Raw genomic sequence first — 23,749 nt, forward strand, 5'->3', positions numbered from 1 at the left:
GGACTATCTTCTAGCAGATGTTAGTGGTTGCTCAAGTGCATACAATTCTTCTTCAATGGAAATCATCTTTTGCTCAATCACTTTACGGGCATCTGCCAGTGCCTGATTATAAATATAAGGTGAGAGTTCTTTGAGCATAAAATCAAGAAGATTCTCACTTGCTAATTGGCCAATTTCGCTAGACAGCTCCGTTTCAAAATAATCCTGAATGCTGGATGTAATTTGTAGTTTGTGTTCTCTCTGTATTTTTATCGGCTGCATGATCGTCCTCCAATTTGTATGGTTTAAAATTCAGATTATTAATACAGGAAAAATGACGTGCTTGCGCACGTCATTTCTTATATCTATACCCTTTAATCTAAACCCACCACATTTCTGCTAGTGGCTCCTCAATCAATACTTGTTGAAGGTTACTTACAGCTTTGGAGAAGCCTTCTTCCACAGACATCAATCCATCTTCATGCTCAATACTGACCACATAATCATATCCTACCAAACGAAGAGCACTCATAATATCAGCCCAAGTCTTAAGATCATGTCCAAAGCCAACCGAACGGAACTGCCATGCACGGTCAAGCATTTTGGTATAGGATTGCATATCTGTTAAGCCATGCATATTGACATTGACTGGATCAATAACTGTATCTTTAGCGTGGAAATGATGAATTGCGCCTTGGCGGCCTAAAATATGAATTGCCTGCACTGGATCAATTCCTTGCCACCACATATGACTCGGATCAAGGTTAGCTCCGATTACTTCACCTGCAGCTTCTCTCAACCGCAGTAGAGTAGCAGGTGTGTGAACGGAGAATCCGCCGTGCAGCTCAAGACCAACCTTCACATCATGCTCTGCGGCAAAGGCTCCCCATTCAGTCCAGTAAGGAATCACTTTATTTTCCCATTGCCAATCCAGAATTTCTTGATAATCATTTGGCCATGGAGCTACCGGCCAGTTCGGATACTTGGCACCCTCATGATCACCTGGACAGCCAGAGAACGTATTAACGACTGGAACTCCTAGCTTCTGCGCCAATTTGACCGAGTTCACAAAGTCCTCATGATCCTTCTGGGCAAGCTCTTTTTGTGGGTGTAGGGGATTTCCGTGACAGCTCAATGCACTGATTGTCAATCCACGGGATTCCACAGCATGTTTGAATTCTTTCAATGCTGTCTCATTCTCGAGAAGCATCTTAGGATCACAATGGCTGTTACCAGGATTCCCTCCTGTACCAATCTCTACCGCCTTTAGACCTTTGGACGCTACATAATCAAGAGCATCCTCCAGCTTGCGACCCCCAAACAAGACCATAAATACTCCAAGTTTCATTGTAAGTCACCTCTTTTGCAAATAGTTTACTTACCTTCACCATACATATCGAAGTCTTTTACTACTTGATTCTTCTCAGCAGATTCAAAAATAGCTTCAATCAAATTCTGAACACGCATTACTTCGGCATTCTTAACGATTGGCTCAGCTGTTCCCTCAATAACGGCTGCGAAATTGTCATAGAAGCTAGAGCCTAGCTCCGCAGGTTGAGGTAAAGTTTCTGTAATCGTAGCCCCTTCTGAAGGAGGCGCCATAGTTTTGGTTAATCCAACACCAGCACGTATAGGCTTAGGCTCGATCTTTTCACCTTCATTGTTTCTAGTTACTAAACGTCCAGTTAAAGACCAATCTTCGATAATACCCGTTCCTTCAATACCCTTCACATACCATCTAGGCAGCGTAATAAAGTTAGTTGTCCCAACCTCAACGATAGCTTTAATTCCATTCTCAAATTGCAGGATGGCTTCAAAGCCATCATCTACATCATTGCCTAGAATAAAGCTCAGACTGCTGCTCACACTGATGACTTTGCTATCGATCATAAATAAGAGCTGATCTAATAAATGAACGCCCCAATCTAGCAGCATTCCTCCACCTTGTGCCTTGACATGGCGCCAGTCTCCTGGAATACCATTCGCTCCGTGTACGCGAGATTCAAGCTGGAACAAAGAACCGATGGTCTCTTGATCATACATTTTTTTGATGGTTAAGAAATCCTCATCCCAACGTCTGTTCTGATGTACCATGAACACACGTCCTGCTGCATCCGCAGCATCGAGCATATCTTGAAGCTCTTCCTTGGACATAGCAACTGGCTTCTCACAAATAACATGTTTGCCAGCTTGTAGCGCACGTATAGCGATTTCTTTGTGTACATCGTTTGGTGTCGCAATAAGAACAATCTCAACTGCAGGATCTGCTAATACTTCTTCATAACTTTCATATACCTTGTAACCAGCATTGATGGAGTCCGCACGACGTGCTTCAAGTAAGTCGTATGTCCCTACCACTTCTAGGGAGTTAGTCTCCTTAATTAATTTCGCGTGATAACTTCCCATTCCACCAAAGCCAACGATGACTACGGAATGTATCTTTGAGCTCATGACTTCCACTCCTACTTCCCTATTAATTATCTGATGTGCCGTCAAAATACACAGCGCGACCTGTACGTGAAGATTCATAAATAGCTTCCAAGATTTGAGTAACAACGAGGGCCTGCTCAGGTTTAACTACAGGTTCCTTGTCTTCTCTAACCGCCTCAAGCCACAAGCGAGCTTCACGATCAGATTCATTTTCCTGTCCACCATCAAAGAACGCTACTCCACCAGCAGACAAGTCTACTTTGGTCTCATACAGACGTCCACCACGGTCACCGTTTAGGCGCAGACCATCCTTCATATCTGCACCACCTTCTGTACCTGCAAGAAGCGTCTGAGCTTCTCGATACTCAGATACATTTAGTGCCCAGCTAGATTCAAGTACAATTGTAGCACCATTTTCCATGGTAATAAATCCAAAAGCTGAATCTTCTACCTTAAATTGCTCAGGATCCCAAGGACCAAAGGCATTTCCAGCGTTCTTTCGGTTACTCAGCTTATGGAAAGACGAGCCCATAACACTGCGTGGTTTATAATTATCCATCATCCATAAAGTAAGATCAAGTGCATGCGTACCGATATCGATCAGTGGGCCGCCGCCTTGCTTTTCTTCATCCAGGAACACGCCCCAAGTAGGAACCGCACGACGACGAAGGGCAATTGCTTTTGCATAATAGATATCACCTAGTTCGCCGTTTTCGCAGAGTGCTTTAAGGTATTCACTGTCCGAACGATAACGGTTCTGGTAAGCGACAGACAACTTCATCCCCGTACGCTTCGCAGCATCCAACATTTCTTGTGCTTGGGCAGTGGTTTTAGCCATTGGTTTCTCGCACATTACATGGTTACCTGCTTCCAATGCAGCAATAGTAATCACGGAGTGACTGTCATTTGGTGTACATACATGGACAATATCAAATCCGCCAGCTTTCAAAAGCTCAGTGTAATCTGTATAAACAGCAGCGCCTTCAGCACCATAAGTCTGAGCGGCTTTCTGTGCACGCTCTTCTATGATATCGCAGAAAGCTACCATTTCAGCATCCTTCTGACGTGACAAACTTGGCATATGTTTCCCATTTGCGATACCACCGCAACCTACAATAGCAATTCTCAACTTATTAGACATTAACTTTTCCTCCTTGATTTGCGTATGCTTTTACCCATTTCAAACTATCTTCTACACTTTCTAATGGTGAACGACTGCAGAAATCCTGCTCTACTACCGCCCACTCCACATTTGCCTGTACAGCTGCATTTAAAATTGCAGTAAGGTTCACTTCACCTTCACCTAGTACAACAGTTTCCGGAGAGCCATCTTCTTTTTTCTTCAAATCCTTCAGATGGATGATCGGCAGTCGACCTGCGTATTTATTGATATATTCAACTGGATCATAGCCTGCATGATGTACCCAGCAAGTATCCATTTCCACTTGCAACAGGTCAGCCGGCACCTCTTCAAACAATCCATCAAAAGCAGTACGGTCACTATCACCATATTTATCTGTTAACTCGAAATCATGATTGTGATACAGAAGAACTGCTCCGCCCGCTTTGCACTTTTCTCCAATAACCTTCAGATTCGCGGCAACCTCTTCATAGTTACGTTGTTCTTCTGACAAATAAGGAACAATCAAATTTGGATTTCCAATCTCAAGATTGTAAGAGATCTCTGCTTCTGTATCATTCAACAATGCGTCATATGGACGATGTGCGCCGAGCGCAACCAGTCCAAGCTCATTTAGCAATTGTTTAACTTCTGCTGCGGTGCGGCCGAAATAGTGGAAAAACTCTACGCCTTTATATCCAAGGGCTGCTACCTTACGCAGTGTTCCTTCAAAATCCTGTTCCAATTCTTCTCTAAGCGTGTACAATTGCAGACCTATCTTCAGCATTTTCTAATCACTCCAATGGGTTTAGGGTTAGCTTACTAATTCATTTAAACTTCTTTCTGCTGCTCGTCCCCAAAGAGATCAACAGCAGCAATCACTTGAACAATAATGCTGTTGCAGAATTGACTAATCTGATTCCCATTAGTTTCCTTCAACTGCCATCCTTGTTTGCATAGCTAATATCGACTCCGTATAGCGTGGATGGTCGATTTCTTTCTTTATTGCTTAGGTACATAGTAATATGAAAGCGTATATAATAAAATGAATAATATGATTAAAACATGAACAATCTGATTATCATTTCTAGACATCAAGGAGGACACATGAATCAATCAACTACCTGTCACGTTTTATCTGCTGGATTTTCCTTTCACCGCAAACCTTTTCATATGTCACATAGCCATGGAAATCAGAACTATTTAATTCGTCTGCAAACAGAGGGCCGAAGCCGAGCAATGATCGACGGTGTGATGACTCCAGTGGAAAGCGGCGATATCATGCTGTTTGCTCCTAATGATCCTTACTATTTAATCATTGATAAGGAAGAGTATCCTGTAGGTAAGCCGCGGATTGAAAGCGGAGATTATCATATTTTTTGTGAAGGAACTTGGATTGTTGAATGGTGGGAACGTGCTCAGAGACCCTCACTCTTAAGTGTGCCACTGAGTGAGAATTTCCTCGGCTTATTTCGTCAGCTGATTCTTGAGCACAGACGTCTTTCCGATTTCTCACCAGCGATATCTGCCTGTTATCTGCAAATCCTGTGTATGGAAATCGACAGACTCATTACAGATCAGCCAGCGATTACGCCTAAAGGCTATCTAGCTTACCGAATGAAGCAATATGTTGAGGAGCATGCAACCTTACCTTTTCTGTTGGAGGATGTTGCCGCGCATGTAGATATTTCCGTCTCCCGTGCCGTTCATTTATTTAAGGAGGCCTTCGGGACCAGTATTATCAAATATGTAAATGATGTCCGGCTAGAGATGGCAAGAGAACGAATAACCTTCAGCCCGATGCCGCTGGAGCAAGTAGCAGAAACCTGCGGTTTCGCGAACTATACTTATTTTCACCGTGTATTCCGAAGTCGTTTCGGCATGTCCCCTAGACAGTACCGTGTACACAGCAGAACTCAAGTATAATATAGAGGTGAATTGCATCAACAAAAATAGGGCTATCCCTATAGTAGATAAACTACTACGAGGATAACCCTTGCTTCTATATTCAAACAATACTCATGTTAATGAGATGATTATTCTTTTTCAGCTGAAATGATCAGGAACATCGGCCTGCGATCCTCGTCCTTCATCCACGGATCATTGCTCATTTCATCAGAAGGCTTAGGCTCCTTAACTGCTTTGATAGCAAACCCGGCTCCAATCAAGTCATTGAAGTAGGTTGAGATTGTGCGATGATATTTAATCACATTTTCTGTTAAGAAGGTCGTTTCACGCAACCCCTCAGACTGATAATGATCTACAGGCCAATGAAGACGATTGCCTTGGTCATCCACATACCAATCCTGTTCATTTCGAGAAGTAAAGATGGGATGCTCCACTGAAAATATAAAGCTACCGCCTGGCTTAAGGTAAGTATGAACCTTGCGACAGATAGCTTCAAAGGACTCTACATAATGCAGGGCCAATGAACTGATGACCACATCAAATTGTTCGCTCGCAAATTCAATATCTTCAATCGGCATCTGGATATATGAAATAGCTGGATCGTCTGTTTTTTCACGCGCTTCTTGAAGCATTTTTTCAGAGATATCTACGCCAACGACTGAGCTTGCCTGCTGCTCGCGTGCATATAGACAATGCCAGCCAAATCCGCAGCCTAAATCAAGAACACTTTTATTATGTAAGTCTGGGATCAGAGGTTGTAATACATGCCATTCTCCAGCTGCTTCAAGCCCACCAATGGAACGAGGCATTTGTTTATAGGCTGAGAAGAAATTCGTATCGTCGTATTTATTTTGTTTCATCAGTTATATATCTCCTATCCATAATGTCTTCCATCAGTATATTCTTAGCCATGATAACAAAAAATCTTATTTTCAGTATACTCATTGAAATGATCCCCTTACTTAGGGTATTAATTTTCTCTCTTACCTGTAAATTATGATCATGAATCTTGGCCCCATTACTTATTTTTTTACACCAAAACGGTGTCGAAATGGTAACGATCCAAACCGAAATATTCTTGTTTAAATAGTCCTATTGCTGATAGCCCTCCGCCCATAATCGAAGTACTAAGCCTAACTCTGTGAAAGGAGAATCAGCTGCAATGATCAGCAATCCTATAGTCAGCCCTGCAAACGAAATGTGGTTTACAGAATCCAACATAGCAAGAATCAATCTCCAGTAATAGATATATTGACCGATTCGAACCCTCGTTTCCAACCCACAAAAAAATCCTCGCCTCGCAACAGCAAAAGGAGTACCTGTGGCGTAAGCCGACGGGAATCGGATAATGTTCTTGTCAAATCGGTACAAGTTCTTGTCTTCAGAAATTGACAAGAACTTGTTCCGATAACTAAAATTTTCGGGAAGATTGTTGTATTTGTACAAAGATAATTAGCAGCCATTCGGAAATATACAACTATTAAGATTGTCTTGCTTCTTATGCTTCGCCAAGTTGTTCAGAAGCTACTAAGCGATGCGCTGACACAAGCTGCCCATCTGCATCCTTACCCCAAACCGAAATTTGAACTTGTTGTTCTGCTAAACCGCTCGTTGTAAAGACAAATTCGAAAGCATCAAAGTCAGCATAATAATTTTTTGTTAGAACTTGATTTGGATCTACAGAAATTAACTCAAGTACATATAACGTTCTGGTCCCGATTAAGTAATATCCCTGAATCAAGATACTCGAGGTATCGACTAAGTCACGATTATCAATTTTGATAGTCAACTGTTGCGTCGGCCTTACATTACTGACCGGATTATTTTCTATTGGTCCGGTGGATAAAATCATTCTCTTTTTCCCCCATTCTATTATTTGTAGAATATGATTACAACCCGTGGGTTTTACCAACTCTCAGCTACTCTAAATACCACATCAACTGTATTCGAACCTCCCCCGCCAATATTTGCCACAGCTAATGTTACGGTTTGATTCTCAGGAAGCGTGAAGTCCAACAGTTCTGAAGAAGCTAGTATCCTGGTATCGCCTTTTCCGCCTCCTGTAACACCTTGAAACACCACTTCTCCCCCGGTAATCGTTGTGGACGTATTATTTACTAACAGAGCCGTCTCACTATCGGGAATGATCGTTGTAGCTGTGGGATAATTAACAAATGATCCATTTAGCGTTCCTCCCACAAGTACTTGATAGCTAAGATCTACGGATGAAATAATATTAATTTCTTCTAGATCCACCTGCACAGAATTGGTTCTAGCTGATCCCGATGGGAAAACTGCTTTTCTTGTAAATGATAGGACTGGTGTTAGTGTTGATGTGACGTTTGTAATTCTCCTCCTTTCCGAAGTGACTCTAAAGGTAGGATCATATTTTCCGATAATGCTATATTGTCTTCCTCCGACAAAAAGGCTGTAGGCTGCGGCGGTTCCGTTATTATTGATTTGTGCTCTTAATGGGAGATTGGGATCAATAAAACTCGTTTGACCTGTTGGGGAGAAACGATTTACGGTAATCACCTCTTGCGCTAAAGTGGACGGATTAGGGATGACCACTCTAAATTCGATCACTCCATACCCATACCAGGTAAAGACGATTTGAAATATATTGCCTTTAGATAGATTAAGCGTCGCTCCACTTGGACCAGTTCCATCTAATCGGTCTACATTCCATGAACTTTGAGGAATTGTTGTATCCGTTCCCCCTCTGCGTATGACCACGAATACATTTGTACTATTGACTCCAAAAAATGCTCCATTCTGATCGTCGAACAACCCCCATCGTCCAACCTGATTACCTGTTGGTAGCAATGGTATACGAACACCCATTCCAGCTTCCCCTGCAAAGCCCGGCTCGTACCTGCCTCTCAGTACACTTTCTAAAATGGCTGAATCTATTCCGATAGCGGTATTGCTTAAATTATATTCCGTAGCATTATTGGTAACCGTCCCATTCCCGGCAGTCGTAACAGCATCCCTTAGAGAGGATAGACCGTATACAGAAGTTAACTCCACGATTGGAGTTTTTTGTGATACCGTTAGCTCATCGAATTGTGAACTTACATTTGGGCCAATATTCGAGATGATAATATCTGACATCACACTTCCTCCTTTGCAGAAAGGGGGCGAAAATGAATCCCCCATGACTGTTGCTTTTTACCATTCTTCAGTAAGACTGAAGGTTGCCGTAACGGAATTCGTACCGCCGCTTAAATTCGCAACAGCTAAAGTAACAAATTCAGTATCTGGCAATTGAAAATCCAATAATGAAGCAGAAGCTAATATTCTTGCACTTCCCTCAACTCCGGCTGCTAAGCCTTGCAATAGTACTTGACCACCCGAAATTGTTGTTAGCGTGCTGTTAATTAGTAGAGCTGTCTCCGAAGTTGGGATATTAGTCGTCGCAGTTGGAAAGTTTGCAAAGGCTCCATTAATCGTTCCGCCTAATACGATCTGATAGTAAATATCATCTGAAGTGACAAGGTCAATCCCTTCTAGTTTGATACTTACTGAATTAGCCCTACCCGAACCTGGCGGGAAGGTTGCCTTTCTTTGGAAAGACAAAATCGGTGTAAGCGTTCCTGTTGCAGTTATGGTTCTTCTTTCGGAAGTAACTCTGAAAACGGGACTATATTTGCCCAATATGCTATATTGTCTTCCTCCAACAAATAAATTGAGTCCAGATGCCGTGCCATTATTAAAGATTTCTGCACGAAGAGGAAGATTAGGATCGGCCAGACTCGTTTGCCCATTCGGAGAGAATCGATGAACGATAATTACTTCTTGTGCTAAAGTCGTTGGATCAGGGATGACGACTCTAAATTCGACTACACCATACCCATACCAAGTAAACACGATTTGAAATATATTCCCTTTAGATAAAGTAAGTGTCGCACCACTTGGTCCTGTTCCATCTAATTTATCCACGTTCCAAGCTGCTTGAGGAATAACAGTGTCAACGCTTGCTCTTCTGATCGCTACAAATATTCCATTCGCTACGCTCTGGCCAAAGAATAAGCCGTTCTGATCGTCAAAAACGCCCCATCTCACTACTTGGGCTCCTGTCGGAGCAACCGGCAAACGGATACCTATTCCCGCTTCTGCGGCAAAACCTGATTCATACCTTCCTCTCTCCGAGCTTTGAAGGATGGCAATATCAGCTCCGGATGCGGTTGTAGTTAATTGAAACTCCGTATTATTACTTCCTACTGTAGCTCCTCCCAATGTGGAAACAATGTCTCTTAGGTTGGATAAGCCATATACCGAAGTCAACTCAATGAGCGGCGTTTTTTCATTTGTTCTTAATTCGCTAAATTGGGAGCTAACATTTGGTCCTATTCCAACGATGGTAGCAGTAGGATCAATCGTACCAGTGGCTCCGGTAACTCCAGTTGATCCAGTAACACCCGTTGCACCTGTTACTCCAGTGTCTCCAGTGGCTCCTGTAACTCCTGTAGCTCCAGTAGCTCCTGTAACTCCTATATCTCCAGTAACTCCTGTAACTCCTGTAACTCCTGTAACTCCAGTGGCTCCAGTAGCTCCGGTAACTCCTGTATCTCCTGTAACCCCTGTAACCCCTGTATCTCCAGTAACTCCTGTGACCCCTGTAGCTCCAGTAACTCCTGTAACCCCTGTAACCCCTGTAACTCCTGTAACTCCTGTAACTCCTGTAACTCCCGTAACTCCTGTAACTCCCGTAACTCCTGTGGCTCCTGTAACTCCTGTAGCTCCTGTAGCTCCAGTGTCTCCTGTAACTCCTGTGGCTCCTGTAACTCCTGTATCTCCTGTAGCTCCAGTGTCTCCCGTAACTCCTGTAACTCCAGTGGCTCCTGTAACTCCAGTGGCTCCTGTAACTCCTGTAGCTCCTGTAGCTCCTGTAGCTCCTGTAGCTCCTGTAACTCCTGTAGCTCCTGTAGCTCCTGTAGCTCCTGTAGCTCCTGTGGAGCTTGTAACTCCAGTGGCTCCTGTAGCTCCAGTAACACCGGCCTCACCGGTAACTCCAGTGGCACCGGTTGCTCCAATGACACCATTTGTACCTAACAATTCTGAAGATATGATACGGTGGGGAGTTACAAGTTGCCCCGCATCATTTTTTCCCCAAACCGAGATTTCCATTTGATTTTCTGCTACACCGCTCGTTGTAAATACAAATTCAAAAGCATTAAGCCAGAACATTCAAGCGATCTTAGTCGCCAATATTCTCTCCGTCCGTGAATTACTCCTTGCAGCCATCTTCTTATCCTTGCCTTGTTCAACGGCGTAATGGACAACTCGGTGTGTATCGAATGTGTTAGTTAAAATAACTCTGTCAAAATGAAACATTCAATTGCCGTAATCGTGGTTCCGGATAATAGTAGACCAGTCATCTTCTTTATAGAGAAGACGACGAATTGAAATAGTTAAAATCATTCCACAACGTTCAGTCATGATGGAGCGATGATTAATTCAGGAAGGCGCAAAGAGTCGTTGTACCGGTGGACTCCCTCTAATTGGAAGCAGGAGGCAATATGCGAATAAATCTAGAGGAATTTTATTATGCAACAATTTATTCATGAAATCTTGAATACTCTGGGAATCATTTTATCTGTAATCTGTTGGAAGGCTATCAATTCCTTACTCGACTCCGTATTTTCCTTTCTAGCCAGCTGGTTAGATTATTTAACCGCTTCTAAATCAGCTCAAGAAAAAGTGTACCTGTTCCCCATTAGTGAGCGGTCAAGGAGAATACAGCTGAGGCAACAAACAAGAGTTTGCCGCAGAAACCATCGTTCTTTTTTTAAAAGAATAACTTGAAGTCAAAAAACCTTGAAGATTTCTCCGAGGGTTAAATTGCTCACACATTAATAAAGGTTTGTATTTTCGCTTTAGTACGTGACGAGTCCGTGGTGCTGCTTTGGCTTAGCGTCGCTTATGGGCACTAAGCACATTAGAGACGGGAAATTACCGCTTCAGAAGTATCTTGAAACCAGATGAACCCTTCCTTCTCGATAGTTGCATCTTTCACCCAGCACATCAGTAATAAAGATAAAGATACTCAGTGTGATCAACTAAGAGCTCTTTATTCTCTTAAACATTAATTTATATACTCCATTATTCTAATGAAACTGATATAAACCTTAGCGTAATTTTTATTTGCATTAGAACAGCACCTGAACCTTATTTTTCTGTTTGTTTTTAGGTTTACATGTTAAAAGAAAATGAACAATTAGACTGAAAAAATAAAGTATTAGACTCGGAAAATAGAGTGTTAGACTGTCATTGCCTCATTAAGCTAACGAGCAGTTTAGTTCAATGATATATTGTATGTATAACCTTTATCGTTTTAAACAGGAGCATAATTAATGGACTACATATGGTTTAATTACGAAATATTTGATTTTACTTTGCTCTGAGAACCTCAGGACATTTGTATGGATAACTCGAAAATGCCCTCGCAGCTGCTTCCACTTTTCCATTTCGCTTTGGATTTGATCGAGACGGTTGTTTACTTCTGTAATTGGCAGACCCGGGTATAGTTGTTAATTTTCAAAGGCATACTGAAGGTCATTTCTTTGCCTTTTTTAACCGTTCATAATACTTTCCAAGTCTCTCAAGACAATAAGGATCACCCGATTGTACGATGGTTTGGCTTGACTTGGCGGGTGAAGAATTTGAGTATATGGCAATAACAATACGGAGAAGGGAACCCCTTTCTTTGACGTACTTTAAGGCTGCTTTATCATTCATTTTTGCACTCGTAAGATCCAGATTGGTAATAACAGTTCATCTGCATAATTCTATTCACATTTTGTACAAGTCCCTGATCATGATAACTCTGGAACGACCTACTATCGTAAAGAATATCTGAATTAGACATATATCAAATCGGCAATGGGACTATGTTCTTGTCCTCCTACAGAGTGACACATTATTTTCAAATCGCCAAATAAAAAGGAGCATCATCTTGGAAGATCCGCTCCTTGTGTTTGTTCTTATTCAATTGCTGTTGTTTGCTCGGCGTTAACCGTACATGCTGTGAAATGGCGCTATAATCCCCATTGGATCTGCGACTTTGAGCTGCGCACCAGATACCTGAGCGCTCTGCCTTTAACAAGGCTTTTTGAGTCTTGGTTCGTGCCATGTGGCACCACTCTCCTATTCATTGATGAACTATTAGACAACTACAGTTTAACATAATACAGACTATGAGCGCAGCCAGAATTCCGTTACAATGAGATCACTGCAAGTTTTCTTACTTATCTAAATAGATTCGGAGGTTTTTAGTGATGAAATACGATGTTTTGTACGAGGGTGCTTTTGCAATGTTAAAGGTATATTTGGACCCCGGCGAAAGTGTTAAAGCTGAGATGGGCGCAATGGTTGCCATGTCTCCTAACGTAGAGTTAAAAGGAACGGCTGATGGAGGCGTAATGCGGGGTCTGGGAAGAATGCTGAGCGGTGAAAAGTTCTTCTTCCAGGAACTCAGAGCTATCCGTGGTCAAAGTGAGGTCCTACTGTCTCCTGGATCATTAGGTGATATCCAAGCTATCGAATTAGATGGATCCTATAAGCTGTTAGTTCAAAAGGACGGATTCTTAGCCGGTACGGAAGGCATTCAAGTAAATACCAAAATGCAAAATTTAACACGCGGACTTTTCTCTGGTGAAGGCTTCTTCATTGTAGAAATCAGCGGCAGAGGAACAGTATTCCTGTCCTCCTTCGGAGCGATCCACGCCATTAATTTAGCACCTGGTGAAGAGATGATTATCGACAATGGACATCTCGTCGCTTGGCCAGATTATATGGACTATAAGGTAGAAAAAGCAGCCTCGGGTTGGTTGAACAGTTTAACCAGTGGTGAAGCGCTTGTCTGCCGATTCCGCGGAGAAGGTGTAATCCTCGTTCAGAGCCGTAACCCTGGGAGCTTCGGAACGTGGATTAAATCCTTCGTACCCACTCGAAGCTAAGAAAAATGACATAGGCTTTCCCGTAAGTAGGATTTCCTTTAACAGTTTAAAAGGCAATGTAGCGTTTCTCCGGTTTTCAAGAAGCGCTGCTTTGCGTGCAAATTAAGAAATATCTCCCTATAATTCAAAGATTTCTGCGCATTTGACTACTAATTAGGGAAATCCTCCCTATAATTCAACTGATTTGTTGTGAAATATAGATTTTTCGCCGATTTATAGGGAGGATTTCCCCATTTCCATTCATATCGGCCAATTATCAGTTATTTAGAGGGAGTTTTTCCCTAATTCTTTTCCGAAAAAGAAGCTGCCCCTTAAGTAGTACTTACTACTTCTGAGACAGCTTCTTCTTTTAGGTAGAAAGCGGCTTAAGAAACCGCTTTGTTTGCTTTTTCTTTTTTGCAGCCTGTTCGTTTACATGTGTCATAAGTGCCCTTGAAATCAAGGCGGTGATCCGTGACGTTAAAGCCATATTCACGTTCCACTCTTTTCTCCAGCTCCACCAGCCAGTCATCCTTAATTTCCTCCAACCTGCCGCACACGCTGCATATCAAATGATGATGCATGTGAGAATGATCATTCCCGCGCAGATCGTAACGAGCGACTCCATCTCCGAAGTTCATCTTTTCTACAATGTGAAGCTCGCATAAGAGCTCAAGTGTACGGTATACCGTTGCCAGCCCTAAATGCGGATAACTGTTCTTAACAAGCATATATACTTCTTCTACGCTGAGATGATCTTTCTCATTGTCGAGCAATATGTTCACTATGGCCTCACGCTGGGGCGTTAATTTATATTTTTGCGCCGCAAAAAGCTGACTGATATTTGAAATTTGATCCATTTGATCTCCTACCTTCCCGGAATGATTTAACATCCGTATCCACTGAGACGCACCCATTTATGCATCAAAATATTAAACGTAAATAGTAATCGTTACGATATAATCATATCAAAAATAATCACGAATGAATAGAGCCTGACATCATTATAACATTTCAGCTCTCTTATCCAAAGTTCTTTCATCCATTCCTGCCTATTTTTCTGCCAAAATCTACTTTTTCGTGAAATATTATAGGTTTGACCGCAACCTTTCCATATTTTTCTGCGTTTAAGTTTGTGATAGCGGCCACGAGGCCTATCCATACAACGAGGTGAAATAACCATGAATATGAAAAAAAGAACGTTAGCCGCGATTACAACCGTTACGATTCTCTCCTTCTCTTTGGGTGGCCAAATATTTGCAGCCGGAAATACCTTTAAGGATATTGATAATATAAACGGCAAAGAAAAAATTATTTCTTTAAAAAATCAAGGCTTGATCAAAGGGGTTAGTGAATCCCAATTCTTGCCCAGCTCCAAAGTAACAACAGCACAAGGGATCCAGTTCATTTCGGGTGGACTCCAGCTTAGTCTCGCGGCTATTGATTTCAACAAAGCTCCCGTTGCCAGTGGCTTGTTCACGAAAGTCAAGGATAAAGCTTGGTACGCTGAAGCCTTTATCAATGCGTATTACAATCATGTCGAGCTTCCTAAGGACATTGATCCAACCAAAACAATGACCAAAGAAGAGTTCACCAATTATCTAGTGCAAGGGGTCGAAGGCATTGGGAATCTGCCGATGATCAATATAGTGCCCGTAGATATCGCTGACGATGCTGCGCTGAATCCTTCTTATCAAGGCAGCATTCAACGTTCTCTTAAATACAAGATTAATAGTTTAGACGCCAATGGGAAGTTTAATCCAAAAAGTGAAATCACTCGCGCCGAAGCTGCGATTATGCTCTATAATGCTTTGGAATTTCTGAAGACCGGTATTAAATCCTAACCTAGAAGCGACACACCACTAACATTGAATGGTAAACAAGAAAAAGCAGCCCAGGTATAGTCCTGGACTGCTTTTTTTGCGTCTTGATCTTATTCTATACTTCTTCTCCACTAATTCTGTTCAGAAATTGTAGAGCACGAGGATGCTGCGGATGCTCAAGAACTTCTTGCGGAGTCCCTTGCTCTAGAATATGGCCTCCATCCATCAGAATGATCCGGTCAGCCACATCCGCAGCAAATTTCATCTCATGGGTCACTATCACCATAGTCATTCCCTCTGCCGCTAACTGTTTAATAACCTTAAGTACTTCCCCCACCAACTCTGGATCAAGCGCAGAGGTAGGCTCATCGAACAACAGCACCTCTGGATCTACTGCCATGGCACGAGCGATAGCTACCCGTTGCTGCTGGCCACCAGACAGTTGGTGCGGATAAGCATCCGCTTTGTCCGCCAAGCCAACTTTAGTTAACAACTGAAGGGCACGTTCGCGTGCTTCGTCCTTGGATCGTTTCTGGACCGTCACCTGCCCTTCCATCACGTTGCCTAGTGCAGTCATATGCGGAAAAAGATTATAGGACTGAAAGACCATCCCTGTTTTTTGGCGTAATGCCAAAATGGACTTCTGGGGGATTTTCTTGTTATCCGTGAAATTAATTTTAATATCACTGAGCGATAAGCTTCCTTTATCAGGGACTTCAAGCAGATTAAAGCAGCGTAAAAGCGTTGTTTTACCTGAACCCGATGGGCCAATAATGACCAGTACCTTGCCATGTTCCATTTCGAGATCAATGCCCTTTAATACCTGCAGCTCACCGAAGGATTTATGCAAATTAAGTATTTCAATCATAATTGTCTCCCCCTTTAGCTCGCAGAGTAACGACTCAGTCGTTTCTCCAAGTAATTTTGCAGTGCTGATAACACTGAGCAGAATAGTAAATAGAACAATCCTGCTTCGCAATAGATCAGCAGTGGCTCATAGGAGGTGGAAGCAACCTGCTGTGCTGTTCTGAACATCTCCGTATAGGTAATGGTCGCTGCCAGTGAAGTGTCTTTGACCAAGCTAATAAAGGAATTCGATAACGGCGGTACAGAAACACGGGCAGCTTGTGGCAGTATAACGCGGCGCAGTGCCTGGGCACGAGTCATCCCAACGGAGAAGGCCGCTTCCCACTGACCTTTATGTATAGACAGGATAGCAGCACGTATGATTTCTGATGAATAAGCTCCTACACTAAGCGTAAATCCAATGGTCGCGGCTATGAAAGGGTCGAGCACGATTCCAACTGCCGGCAAACCATAGAAAATAATAAACAGTTGTACCAACAAAGGGGTTCCACGAATGACCCATACATAAAAGCGAGCAATCAGCTTCGGAAGTACCCACGGGGAGAGACGAGCTAGTGCAGTCAATATCGCTAAGATCAGTCCAAGTGCAAATGATATCAATGCCAAAGGAATGGTAAAAGCCACCCCAGCTTTTAGCAGGGGTAGCAGTGAATCTAAGAAAATTTGTATTTTGCGGTCATCCATTTTTAGACATCCTTTTTTGGTTCCAAGCTGGTTAGCTTCTGAAACCTTGTATTATTTTGAAACGTCAGCACCAAAGTATTTCTCAGAAATCTTTAAGTATGTGCCATCGCTCTTCATTTCAACAATTGCATCACTAACTGCTTTTACCAACTCATCGTTGCCTTTTAAGAAAACAGCTGCGCTTTGCGAACCGTCAGGAATCTCATCTACCACCTTAATTTTCACATCAGGCTTTTGCTTTTTCAGGTCTAGATAAGACAAACCATCATTTACAGTCGCATCAATACGGCCTGAGGTCAATAGGTCCATCGCTTGATTGAACCCGTCTGTAGCAACGATTTCAGCACCGTTTTCACGGGCGATATCGGACAGGTTACTGGTTAGAGATTGTCCGGCTTTTTTACCCTTAAGATCTGCAAATGTTTTGATATCCTCATTGTTTTCACTTACTATCAATACCGCTTTAGATACGATATACGGTTCAGAGAAATCATATTTCACTTTACGATCTTCATTAATGGATACTTCGTTAAAAATAACATCAAACCGCTTGGCATCCATCCCAGCAAAAATACCGTCCCACTGTGTCTCAAAAAATTCTGGTTCAACACCGAGGCGCTTCGCTACTTCCTCAGCAATTTCTACGTCAAAGCCGGTCAGTTTCCCCGAAGCGTCATGATAAGTAAAGGGTGCATACGTCCCTTCTGTTCCTATACGCAATTTGCCGCTAGCTTTAACAGCTTCCAGACTGTTTTGCGCAGTGGCTGTATTTCCACCATTCGTTCCAGCTGAAGAATTTTTAGAAGTATCGGTATTCGAATTATTGCCGCAGGCCGCTACAAACACCACGGTTAACGCCAATAGAATAGTTAAACTTAGTTTTTTCATTATTAATTCCCCTCTCTTTACCCGGAATTCATCCGGTAAATTGTATACTACACTGGCTGCTGTTTACCGTCAATGGTTTTTTCCGATTATATACATCGGAATTGTAATATTAGGTAAATCTCTACCCTTATATTACCCATTCTTAGAATAATCCTTCACAAGATCCTCTCTTTACATCTCAGAAAGATATGGTATATTTATAAACAAATTAAATATGGACCTGTTATTTCACTAGGGGAGTCGGCCGACTGAGACGGAGCTTCAAGCTCCGGACCCTTGGAACCTGATCTGGATCATACCAGCGGAGGGAAGTGGAGCAGAATTTTCATCCCATGCATTTTTAGTGTTCCTATGCTGAATGAACTTTTTGACCCATTTATTTCCCACCGGAAAAGAATGGGTCTTTATTTGTTTACAATCAATCACAAAACTTAAGCGTAGGCTTCCGAAGCAAGTTTTGTACGATGCTTTCCAAGAAGCCAACGCTCACAAAACTTTTTAGGAGGTTCGATCATCACGACAATCCTATCCATTCAAGGCTTAACCTACTCCTTTCCGGAATCAGAACAACCCCCTGTATTCGCAGATCTATCCATGGATATCAGGCAAGGAGAATTTGTCTCTGTCATTGGGGCTAGCGGAAGCGGGAAAAGTACGCTTTTCAAAACTATAGCAGGCTTGCTCGAACCCACTCATGGGAAAATAAAAATTCATTCGAACTCGTCATCCTCTTCTCGCTTAGGTCAGATCGCATACATGCCTCAGCAGGATTTGCTGCTGCCTTGGAGAACCGTGCTCGACAACTGTCTTTTGCCCTGGGAGATTAAACCAAGGTTTAGTAAACAACAGACGATCTCTCACATTCGGGAAATGCTGTCACGCTTCGGTTTGGCCGATGTAGAGAGGGCTTATCCCCATGAGCTATCGGGTGGCATGAAACAGCGAGTCGCATTTCTACGAACGCTTGTAGCTGGCGGCGGGGCCGGTCTTATGCTGCTAGATGAGCCATTTGGAGCGCTCGACGCTATGACCAAACGTGAGATACACCGTTGGCTGTTGGAGCTTTGGGATGAGCTGGATCAAACAGTGATGCTCATCACCCATGATCTAGAGGAAGCGCTGTTACTAAGCGATCGGATTTATTTATTGTCTGGAGGCATGCATAGCGAATTACAGGAGATCGTCGTTGATTTACCGAGGCCAAGACATTACAAGATGAACTATGAACCCCGGTTTATAGCGTTACGGGAAGAGTTGGAGCGGAGACTGTATGCAGCCCATACCTTTTAAAAAATATTTAAACAATTACGGCCCCTTCATTCTACTGCTATTGTTCATTCTTGTGATCTGGGAATCAGCTGTTCGTCTTCACTTGATTCCAGCCTTTATCCTACCTGCACCTTCTTCAATAGGTATCGCATTGATCGAACACAGGCAATTACTCAGACCGCATTTATTGGCGACACTGCAGGAAATATTGGTAGGTTTTGTTCTCTCGGTTATCTGTGGTTCACTGCTGGGCACCGGAATGTTCTTATTTCGCCCACTTGAAAAGGCCATCTATCCGTTCCTTATTATCAGTCAGACGATCCCGTTAATCGCGCTATCCCCCATTTTTATTATGTGGTTCGGGTATACGCTGTGGAGCAAAGTGGCTGTTGTGTTTCTAACTGCTTTTTTTCCAGTCGTTGTGAGTACATATGACGGACTTCGTACAAGTGGTCAAGCCTACAAAGACTTATTGTTAACATTTGGCGCAAACCGCTGGCAACTGCTTGCTAAAACCCAAATCCCGCTGGCGCTGCCCTCTTTTTTCTCAGGACTAAAGCTATCCATTGTGTACTGCGTGATTGGAGCAACCATCGGCGAATGGCTCGGCGGCAGCAAAGGACTCGGTTACTTTAGCCGAAGGATGGCCGGAAATATGCAAAGTGCCGAAATGTTCGCCGCTGTATTTCTGTTGTCCGCGCTTGGTGTAGTGTTGTTTCTGATGATAGCTCTGCTCGAACCATTATTTTTAAAGAAAAGAGGATCTAAGCAATGAATGATTTGAATTCCCAAAGAAAATGGCTTATTCCCGTATTTCTCATATGTTCAGTCCTAATCTTCACCAGCTGCGGAAAAACATCCAATGTAAGTAGTCCTCCTGCTAATTCATCTAATAACGAAATTATACAAACGCACAAGCTGACGATTATGCTCGATTGGTATCCCAATGCCGTTCACTCTTTTTTATATGCTGCTGAGCAGAACGGTTATTTCCAAGAGGAAGGTCTGGACGTAGAGATCCAAATGCCCGCAGACAGCAATGACGCACTGAAACTTGTAGCAGCGAATCAAATCGATTTAGCGTTTAGTTATCAACCTCAGGTGCTCATGGCACGCAGTGAGAACATTCCAGTACGTTCGATTGCAGCGATTGTGAGACATCCGCTTAATCATTTAATGGTACCTCAGGCTGGAGACGTTCATAGTCCCAAAGACCTCACAGGTAAACAGATCGGGTATTCTTCCATTCCTCTTTATGAAGCCATGATTCGTACGATGATCCAAAACGATGGGGGTGACCCAAAGGCCAGCAAATTAATAGACGTAGGCTTTGACCTTATTCCGGCGATTGCGACGGGGCAAGTGGATGCCATTATGGGAGGGTTCATTAACCACGAACAATTAATCTTGGAAAAAGAAGGTCATCGCGTGAACTCGTTCAATCCCACGGATTACGGAGTCCCCGATTATTATGAGCTAGTCCTTGTCGCCAGCGATCAAGGAATACAAAATTTTGAATCCTATTTCAAAAAGTTTGTAAATGCAATTACAAAAGGACAACAATTTGTGCAGGATAATCCGGAAAAAGCGTTAAATTTGCTGCTTGCACACGAAGATGAGACCTCTCCACTCGATAAGCAAATTGAAGAGAAGAGCCTCGCGATTCTACTACCGCTAATGAATGCGGGTGATCAAGATTTTGGATATCAAGCGCCCACGTCTTGGGAGAAGGTACGACAGTGGCTATCGGACAATGATTTACTGTCTACTGACATCAAAGCTGAGGATGCTTTTATTAATTTTTAAACATTAGCTATTCGCTCATAAAACTTGAGGAGGAATAATCATGAGTTATCTATCCAAAGTACGGGAATCCAATCCACTTGTCCACAATATCACCAACATCGTCGTAGCCAATTTCTCTGCCAACGGTCTTTTGGCGCTCGGTGCCTCCCCCTTTATGGCGGATGCTCACGAGGAAGTGGTCGATATCGCCGCATTTTCATCTGCTGTAGTTCTAAATATCGGCACACTGAATGACTACGCCATTCAATCCATGGTGCTCGCGGGACAATCTGCGAATAAGCACGGCGTTCCCTTAGTTCTTGATCCAGTGGGTGCGGGAGCCACTTCTTATCGAACAGCGGTCACTCAAAAGCTAGTGAATGAGATGCAGATTACCGCTCTACGTGGCAATGTAGCTGAAGTTGCCAATGTCATTGGTGAGAGCTGGTCTATTAAAGGGGTAGATGCAGGCGAAGGGGATGGCGACGTAGTCGTCTTGGCTGAGACAGCCGCGCGGAAGTTAGGCTGTGTAGTTATCATCACCGGAAAAGACGATGTCATCACAAATGGAGATAACACCTACATTGCCAGCAATGGTCACCCAATTCTAAAGAAAGTAACGGGAACCGGTTGTCTGCTAAGTGCAGTAGTCGGTGCATTTCTAGCGGTAAGTGAAGGAGCATCTCTTGAAGCCGCAGTCGAAGCTCTCTCCTTCTATGGAGTGGCTGCTGAAATCGCCGCTGAACTAACGACTGGACAAGGTCCGGGGAGCTTTCAAATCGAGTTTCTAAATCAATTGAGCTTGGTCACAGCTGAAACTTACCAAGATAAATCAATAATTAAGCAACTCAGATAACAACCCTAAGGAGTGAACAATGATGATATCTAAAGCTTTAACTATAGCCGGCTCGGATAGCGGTGGTGGCGCTGGCATCCAAGCAGATCTAAAAACCTTTCAGGAGCTTTCTGTATATGGAATGAGTGCTCTTACGGCTGTGACAGCCCAGAACACCCTCGGAGTTCAAGGCGTTTATCCGTTGACACTGGAAGCTATTATTCAGCAGCTTGATTCCATTGGACTTGATCTGAAGCCGGATGCTGTGAAGACCGGGATGCTTTTTAACAGTGACATCATACGTATCGTAGCAGAGAAGATACAGCAATACAGCTGGCGTAATCTTGTAGTTGATCCTGTGATGGTTGCTAAAGGGGGTTCCACGCTGCTACAGCAAGAAGCTGTTCAGTCCTTAATCAATCATCTCCTCCCGCTAGCCTTAGTGACGACACCCAATATTCCAGAGGCTGAAATGATTACCAACAGAAGCATCACTACTATAGACGATCGTAAAGAAGCGGCTAAACTCATTCATGCCATGGGCTCTAACTATGTAGTGCTAAAAGGTGGGCATGATACCTCAACTACGGCTGTTGTGGATCTCCTATATGATGGTCACGAATTCATCTTTATGGAGAGTCAACGAGTTCAGACTAGACACACGCACGGCACAGGCTGCACCTATTCAGCAGCAGTCACTGCCGAGCTTGCTAAGGGCAAAACCGTTCCCGAAGCAACACACATAGCTAAAGCTTTTATACAAGCGGCGATTGAAGACGAGCTGGGCATAGGGGCTGGACATGGACCTACGAATCATTTTGCATATCAGAATAGATTGCGAGGGATGAACCTTGAAGCAAATAGACAGTGATCAACTGCGGGATTTATTAAAAGTCTATTTCATTATGGGCAGTGTGAATTGTCGGATAGCCCCAGCCAAGGTATTAAAAGAAGCGGTCGCGGGAGGCATAACGATGTTCCAATTTCGTGAAAAAGGTACGGGGGCATTAACTGCCCAAGTTAAATTTAATTTAGGAAGACGGCTCCAAAAGATATGTCGTGCTAACGGAGTCCCTTTTATCGTTAATGACGATATTGATCTAGCCATCGCCCTTGATGCGGACGGCATTCATGTAGGACAAGATGATACCCCTGCGCTGGCGATTAGGCAGCTGCTTGGCGAGGATAAGATCGTTGGTGTGTCCGCTCATTCGCTCGCCGAAGCTCGGCAGGCGATAGCGGATGGAGCCGATTATCTGGGCATTGGTCCTGTTTATCCTACCTCTTCCAAGGAGGATGCCCAAGCTGTTCGAGGCACATCATTTATTGAAGAAATACGAAACAGCGGCATTACGATTCCTTTGGTTGGCATAGGCGGGATCACGGTGCACAATGCAGCACCAGTACTAGCTGCGGGTGCGGACGGTATCTCCGTTATCTCAGCTATTGCGGGCGCTGAAGACATCACCTTGGCAGCCAGAGGATTTGTTCACGAAGTTAATTTAAGCGGGTCATAAGCTCACTCAGCTCTTCTCCGCTCAAATGCCGCCATTGTCCTCGCTCCAAACTATCAAGTGTAATATTCATGATTCTTATACGCTCTAGCTTTAGTACTCTATATCCTAACTCCTTGCACATTCTACGTATTTGCAGATTAAGGCCTTGAGTTAGGATAATTCTAAACTGACATTCCGCGATCCGAGAGACCTCACAAGGTTTTGTTGTGACGCCAAGAATATCCACACCACTAGACATGGCATGTATGAATTCTGACGTTATCGGCTTGTCTACATGAACTACATATTCTTTTTCATGCCCATTCTCGGAACGCATCATTTTGTTTACGATATCTCCATCGTTGGTTAACAAAATGAGGCCTTCCGAGTGTTTATCTAATCTGCCGATCGCAAAGATCCGTGAGGGATAACCTACAAAATCTATAATATTCCCAGCTACATTTGGCGCAGCTGTACAGGTGATGCCTATCGGTTTATTCAGCGCGAGGTATACCGGCTCCCCTTTACTGCTTGTTATGGGCTCTCCATCAATCCATACGATATCCTCTGGCTCTAAAAGAATATTCCCATCACAGACGATGCCGTTAACAGCGATCCGCCCTGCGGTAATGAGTCGTTTCGTTTCCCTTCTGGAACAGAAGCCTGTTTCGCTTATATATTTATCGATTCTCACTGATGATCCTACTTTCCTTCTGATACTGGTA

At 43.3% G+C, this 23,749-nt stretch carries 25 protein-coding genes and 1 riboswitch; of the genes, 9 read left to right on the plus strand and 16 right to left on the minus strand.

The annotated features are described in order from the left end of the window. Positions 1-3: 3 nt before the first annotated feature. From MKX35_RS21825 to MKX35_RS21845, 5 genes are all read right to left on the minus strand, one after another. Entirely contained in the window at positions 4-261 is a 258-nt protein-coding gene (locus MKX35_RS21825; RefSeq protein WP_042187544.1) for a DUF2164 domain-containing protein, read from the minus strand. A gap of 97 nt (positions 262-358) precedes the next feature. Continuing rightward, positions 359-1,327, minus strand: a complete 969-nt coding sequence (locus MKX35_RS21830; RefSeq protein WP_042187542.1) for a sugar phosphate isomerase/epimerase family protein — start codon at positions 1,325-1,327, stop codon at positions 359-361. A 26-nt stretch (positions 1,328-1,353) separates the two neighbouring features. Beyond that, the gene (locus tag MKX35_RS21835) at positions 1,354-2,430 is read right to left on the minus strand and encodes a Gfo/Idh/MocA family protein (protein WP_076299417.1); all 1,077 of its coding nucleotides are present in this window, start codon (positions 2,428-2,430) and stop codon (positions 1,354-1,356) included. A 22-nt stretch (positions 2,431-2,452) separates the two neighbouring features. Then, the gene (locus MKX35_RS21840; protein WP_042187538.1) at positions 2,453-3,550 is read right to left on the minus strand and encodes a Gfo/Idh/MocA family protein; all 1,098 of its coding nucleotides are present in this window, start codon (positions 3,548-3,550) and stop codon (positions 2,453-2,455) included. Continuing rightward, entirely contained in the window at positions 3,543-4,316 is a 774-nt protein-coding gene (locus tag MKX35_RS21845; protein ID WP_076282852.1) for a sugar phosphate isomerase/epimerase family protein, read from the minus strand. Before MKX35_RS21845 ends, MKX35_RS21840 begins: the two co-directional genes overlap by 8 nt. Before the next feature lie 320 nt (positions 4,317-4,636). On the opposite strand from MKX35_RS21845, the gene MKX35_RS21850 reads away from it, so the two are divergent. Then, a complete protein-coding gene (locus MKX35_RS21850; protein WP_042187534.1) occupies positions 4,637-5,455 on the plus strand; it encodes an AraC family transcriptional regulator in 819 nt (272 codons plus the stop codon). A 110-nt stretch (positions 5,456-5,565) separates the two neighbouring features. Here the strand turns inward: MKX35_RS21850 and MKX35_RS21855 are convergent, their stop codons facing one another. From MKX35_RS21855 to MKX35_RS21880, 6 genes are all read right to left on the minus strand, one after another. Beyond that, positions 5,566-6,297 carry a class I SAM-dependent methyltransferase gene (locus tag MKX35_RS21855; protein WP_042187532.1) on the minus strand — a complete coding sequence of 244 codons (732 nt, stop codon included), beginning with the start codon at positions 6,295-6,297 and terminating at the stop codon, positions 5,566-5,568. Between the two features lie 232 nt (positions 6,298-6,529). Then, entirely contained in the window at positions 6,530-6,832 is a 303-nt protein-coding gene (locus tag MKX35_RS21860) for a hypothetical protein (RefSeq protein ID WP_256716298.1), read from the minus strand. 103 nt (positions 6,833-6,935) lie between these two features. Continuing rightward, positions 6,936-7,289, minus strand: a complete 354-nt coding sequence (locus MKX35_RS21865) for a hypothetical protein (RefSeq protein ID WP_076299418.1) — start codon at positions 7,287-7,289, stop codon at positions 6,936-6,938. A gap of 53 nt (positions 7,290-7,342) precedes the next feature. Beyond that, entirely contained in the window at positions 7,343-8,551 is a 1,209-nt protein-coding gene (locus MKX35_RS21870) for a hypothetical protein (protein ID WP_076299419.1), read from the minus strand. A gap of 57 nt (positions 8,552-8,608) precedes the next feature. Next, positions 8,609-10,627: a hypothetical protein gene (locus tag MKX35_RS21875; protein ID WP_341044428.1), complete on the minus strand. Its 2,019-nt coding sequence runs from the start codon at positions 10,625-10,627 to the stop codon at positions 8,609-8,611. Positions 10,628-12,365: 1,738 nt separating this feature from the next. Continuing rightward, positions 12,366-12,572: a hypothetical protein gene (locus tag MKX35_RS21880; RefSeq protein ID WP_076282856.1), complete on the minus strand. Its 207-nt coding sequence runs from the start codon at positions 12,570-12,572 to the stop codon at positions 12,366-12,368. A gap of 145 nt (positions 12,573-12,717) precedes the next feature. Here MKX35_RS21880 and MKX35_RS21885 point away from each other — a divergent pair, with 145 nt between their 5' ends. Further along, positions 12,718-13,398, plus strand: coding sequence for a TIGR00266 family protein (locus MKX35_RS21885; protein ID WP_042187527.1), 681 nt, complete (start codon positions 12,718-12,720; stop codon positions 13,396-13,398). Between the two features lie 365 nt (positions 13,399-13,763). On the opposite strand, the gene MKX35_RS21890 is transcribed toward MKX35_RS21885, so the two are convergent. After that, the gene (locus MKX35_RS21890) at positions 13,764-14,237 is read right to left on the minus strand and encodes a Fur family transcriptional regulator (RefSeq protein WP_042187525.1); all 474 of its coding nucleotides are present in this window, start codon (positions 14,235-14,237) and stop codon (positions 13,764-13,766) included. A gap of 321 nt (positions 14,238-14,558) precedes the next feature. Here MKX35_RS21890 and MKX35_RS21895 point away from each other — a divergent pair, with 321 nt between their 5' ends. After that, a complete protein-coding gene (locus MKX35_RS21895) occupies positions 14,559-15,221 on the plus strand; it encodes an S-layer homology domain-containing protein (RefSeq protein ID WP_042187523.1) in 663 nt (220 codons plus the stop codon). Between the two features lie 94 nt (positions 15,222-15,315). Here MKX35_RS21895 and MKX35_RS21900 read toward each other — a convergent pair whose 3' ends face one another. From MKX35_RS21900 to MKX35_RS21910, 3 genes are read right to left on the minus strand one after another with little or no spacing between them, the layout of a single operon-like run. After that, positions 15,316-16,068, minus strand: coding sequence for an amino acid ABC transporter ATP-binding protein (locus MKX35_RS21900; protein WP_076282858.1), 753 nt, complete (start codon positions 16,066-16,068; stop codon positions 15,316-15,318). Positions 16,069-16,082: 14 nt separating this feature from the next. Further along, complete coding sequence (locus MKX35_RS21905) at positions 16,083-16,751, minus strand: amino acid ABC transporter permease (protein WP_076299420.1); 669 nt, start codon at positions 16,749-16,751, stop codon at positions 16,083-16,085. Between the two features lie 51 nt (positions 16,752-16,802). Beyond that, positions 16,803-17,639, minus strand: a complete 837-nt coding sequence (locus MKX35_RS21910; RefSeq protein WP_076282859.1) for an amino acid ABC transporter substrate-binding protein — start codon at positions 17,637-17,639, stop codon at positions 16,803-16,805. A gap of 223 nt (positions 17,640-17,862) precedes the next feature. Beyond that, a riboswitch (TPP riboswitch) is annotated at positions 17,863-17,966 on the plus strand. Positions 17,967-18,233: 267 nt separating this feature from the next. Between MKX35_RS21910 and MKX35_RS21915 the strand changes: the two genes are divergently transcribed. The 6 genes from MKX35_RS21915 to thiE are packed head-to-tail and all read left to right on the plus strand — an operon-like array spanning position 18,234 to position 23,045. Continuing rightward, positions 18,234-18,929 carry an ABC transporter ATP-binding protein gene (locus MKX35_RS21915; protein ID WP_081382859.1) on the plus strand — a complete coding sequence of 232 codons (696 nt, stop codon included), beginning with the start codon at positions 18,234-18,236 and terminating at the stop codon, positions 18,927-18,929. Further along, positions 18,910-19,683: an ABC transporter permease gene (locus MKX35_RS21920; RefSeq protein WP_081382860.1), complete on the plus strand. Its 774-nt coding sequence runs from the start codon at positions 18,910-18,912 to the stop codon at positions 19,681-19,683. Before MKX35_RS21915 ends, MKX35_RS21920 begins: the two co-directional genes overlap by 20 nt. After that, on the plus strand, positions 19,680-20,714 hold the full coding sequence (locus MKX35_RS21925) for an ABC transporter substrate-binding protein (protein WP_076299422.1): 1,035 nt from the start codon (positions 19,680-19,682) through the stop codon (positions 20,712-20,714). The genes MKX35_RS21920 and MKX35_RS21925 overlap by 4 nt, the downstream gene beginning before the upstream one ends. 40 nt (positions 20,715-20,754) lie before the next feature. Next, the gene (gene thiM, locus MKX35_RS21930; protein WP_076299423.1) at positions 20,755-21,549 is read left to right on the plus strand and encodes a hydroxyethylthiazole kinase; all 795 of its coding nucleotides are present in this window, start codon (positions 20,755-20,757) and stop codon (positions 21,547-21,549) included. Between the two features lie 22 nt (positions 21,550-21,571). Continuing rightward, the gene (gene thiD, locus MKX35_RS21935) at positions 21,572-22,399 is read left to right on the plus strand and encodes a bifunctional hydroxymethylpyrimidine kinase/phosphomethylpyrimidine kinase (RefSeq protein WP_076299424.1); all 828 of its coding nucleotides are present in this window, start codon (positions 21,572-21,574) and stop codon (positions 22,397-22,399) included. Next, positions 22,389-23,045, plus strand: coding sequence for a thiamine phosphate synthase (gene thiE / locus MKX35_RS21940; RefSeq protein ID WP_143759434.1), 657 nt, complete (start codon positions 22,389-22,391; stop codon positions 23,043-23,045). Before thiD ends, thiE begins: the two co-directional genes overlap by 11 nt. Here the strand turns inward: thiE and MKX35_RS21945 are convergent. After that, entirely contained in the window at positions 23,026-23,718 is a 693-nt protein-coding gene (locus tag MKX35_RS21945) for a pseudouridine synthase (protein WP_076299426.1), read from the minus strand. The two genes, thiE and MKX35_RS21945, sit on opposite strands and share 20 nt — an antisense overlap. Between the last annotated feature and the right edge of the window lie 31 nt (positions 23,719-23,749).

Origin of the sequence: Paenibacillus sp. FSL R5-0923 (assembly GCF_038009145.1) — a bacterium.
GTDB lineage: Bacteria > Bacillota > Bacilli > Paenibacillales > Paenibacillaceae > Paenibacillus_AQ.

Coding starts and splice junctions, on each gene's coding strand:
- MKX35_RS21825 (WP_042187544.1), bottom strand. CDS start 261: ATGCAGCCGATAAAAATACAGAGAGAACACAAACTACAAATTACATCC.
- MKX35_RS21830 (WP_042187542.1), bottom strand. CDS start 1,327: ATGAAACTTGGAGTATTTATGGTCTTGTTTGGGGGTCGCAAGCTGGAG.
- MKX35_RS21835 (WP_076299417.1), bottom strand. CDS start 2,430: ATGAGCTCAAAGATACATTCCGTAGTCATCGTTGGCTTTGGTGGAATG.
- MKX35_RS21840 (WP_042187538.1), bottom strand. CDS start 3,550: ATGTCTAATAAGTTGAGAATTGCTATTGTAGGTTGCGGTGGTATCGCA.
- MKX35_RS21845 (WP_076282852.1), bottom strand. CDS start 4,316: ATGCTGAAGATAGGTCTGCAATTGTACACGCTTAGAGAAGAATTGGAA.
- MKX35_RS21850 (WP_042187534.1), top strand. CDS start 4,637: ATGAATCAATCAACTACCTGTCACGTTTTATCTGCTGGATTTTCCTTT.
- MKX35_RS21855 (WP_042187532.1), bottom strand. CDS start 6,297: ATGAAACAAAATAAATACGACGATACGAATTTCTTCTCAGCCTATAAA.
- MKX35_RS21865 (WP_076299418.1), bottom strand. CDS start 7,289: ATGATTTTATCCACCGGACCAATAGAAAATAATCCGGTCAGTAATGTA.
- MKX35_RS21870 (WP_076299419.1), bottom strand. CDS start 8,551: ATGTCAGATATTATCATCTCGAATATTGGCCCAAATGTAAGTTCACAA.
- MKX35_RS21875 (WP_341044428.1), bottom strand. CDS start 10,627: ATGTTCTGGCTTAATGCTTTTGAATTTGTATTTACAACGAGCGGTGTA.
- MKX35_RS21880 (WP_076282856.1), bottom strand. CDS start 12,572: ATGGCACGAACCAAGACTCAAAAAGCCTTGTTAAAGGCAGAGCGCTCA.
- MKX35_RS21885 (WP_042187527.1), top strand. CDS start 12,718: ATGAAATACGATGTTTTGTACGAGGGTGCTTTTGCAATGTTAAAGGTA.
- MKX35_RS21890 (WP_042187525.1), bottom strand. CDS start 14,237: ATGGATCAAATTTCAAATATCAGTCAGCTTTTTGCGGCGCAAAAATAT.
- MKX35_RS21895 (WP_042187523.1), top strand. CDS start 14,559: ATGAATATGAAAAAAAGAACGTTAGCCGCGATTACAACCGTTACGATT.
- MKX35_RS21900 (WP_076282858.1), bottom strand. CDS start 16,068: ATGATTGAAATACTTAATTTGCATAAATCCTTCGGTGAGCTGCAGGTA.
- MKX35_RS21905 (WP_076299420.1), bottom strand. CDS start 16,751: ATGGATGACCGCAAAATACAAATTTTCTTAGATTCACTGCTACCCCTG.
- MKX35_RS21910 (WP_076282859.1), bottom strand. CDS start 17,639: ATGAAAAAACTAAGTTTAACTATTCTATTGGCGTTAACCGTGGTGTTT.
- MKX35_RS21915 (WP_081382859.1), top strand. CDS start 18,234: ATGGATATCAGGCAAGGAGAATTTGTCTCTGTCATTGGGGCTAGCGGA.
- MKX35_RS21920 (WP_081382860.1), top strand. CDS start 18,910: ATGCAGCCCATACCTTTTAAAAAATATTTAAACAATTACGGCCCCTTC.
- MKX35_RS21925 (WP_076299422.1), top strand. CDS start 19,680: ATGAATGATTTGAATTCCCAAAGAAAATGGCTTATTCCCGTATTTCTC.
- thiM (WP_076299423.1), top strand. CDS start 20,755: ATGAGTTATCTATCCAAAGTACGGGAATCCAATCCACTTGTCCACAAT.
- thiD (WP_076299424.1), top strand. CDS start 21,572: ATGATATCTAAAGCTTTAACTATAGCCGGCTCGGATAGCGGTGGTGGC.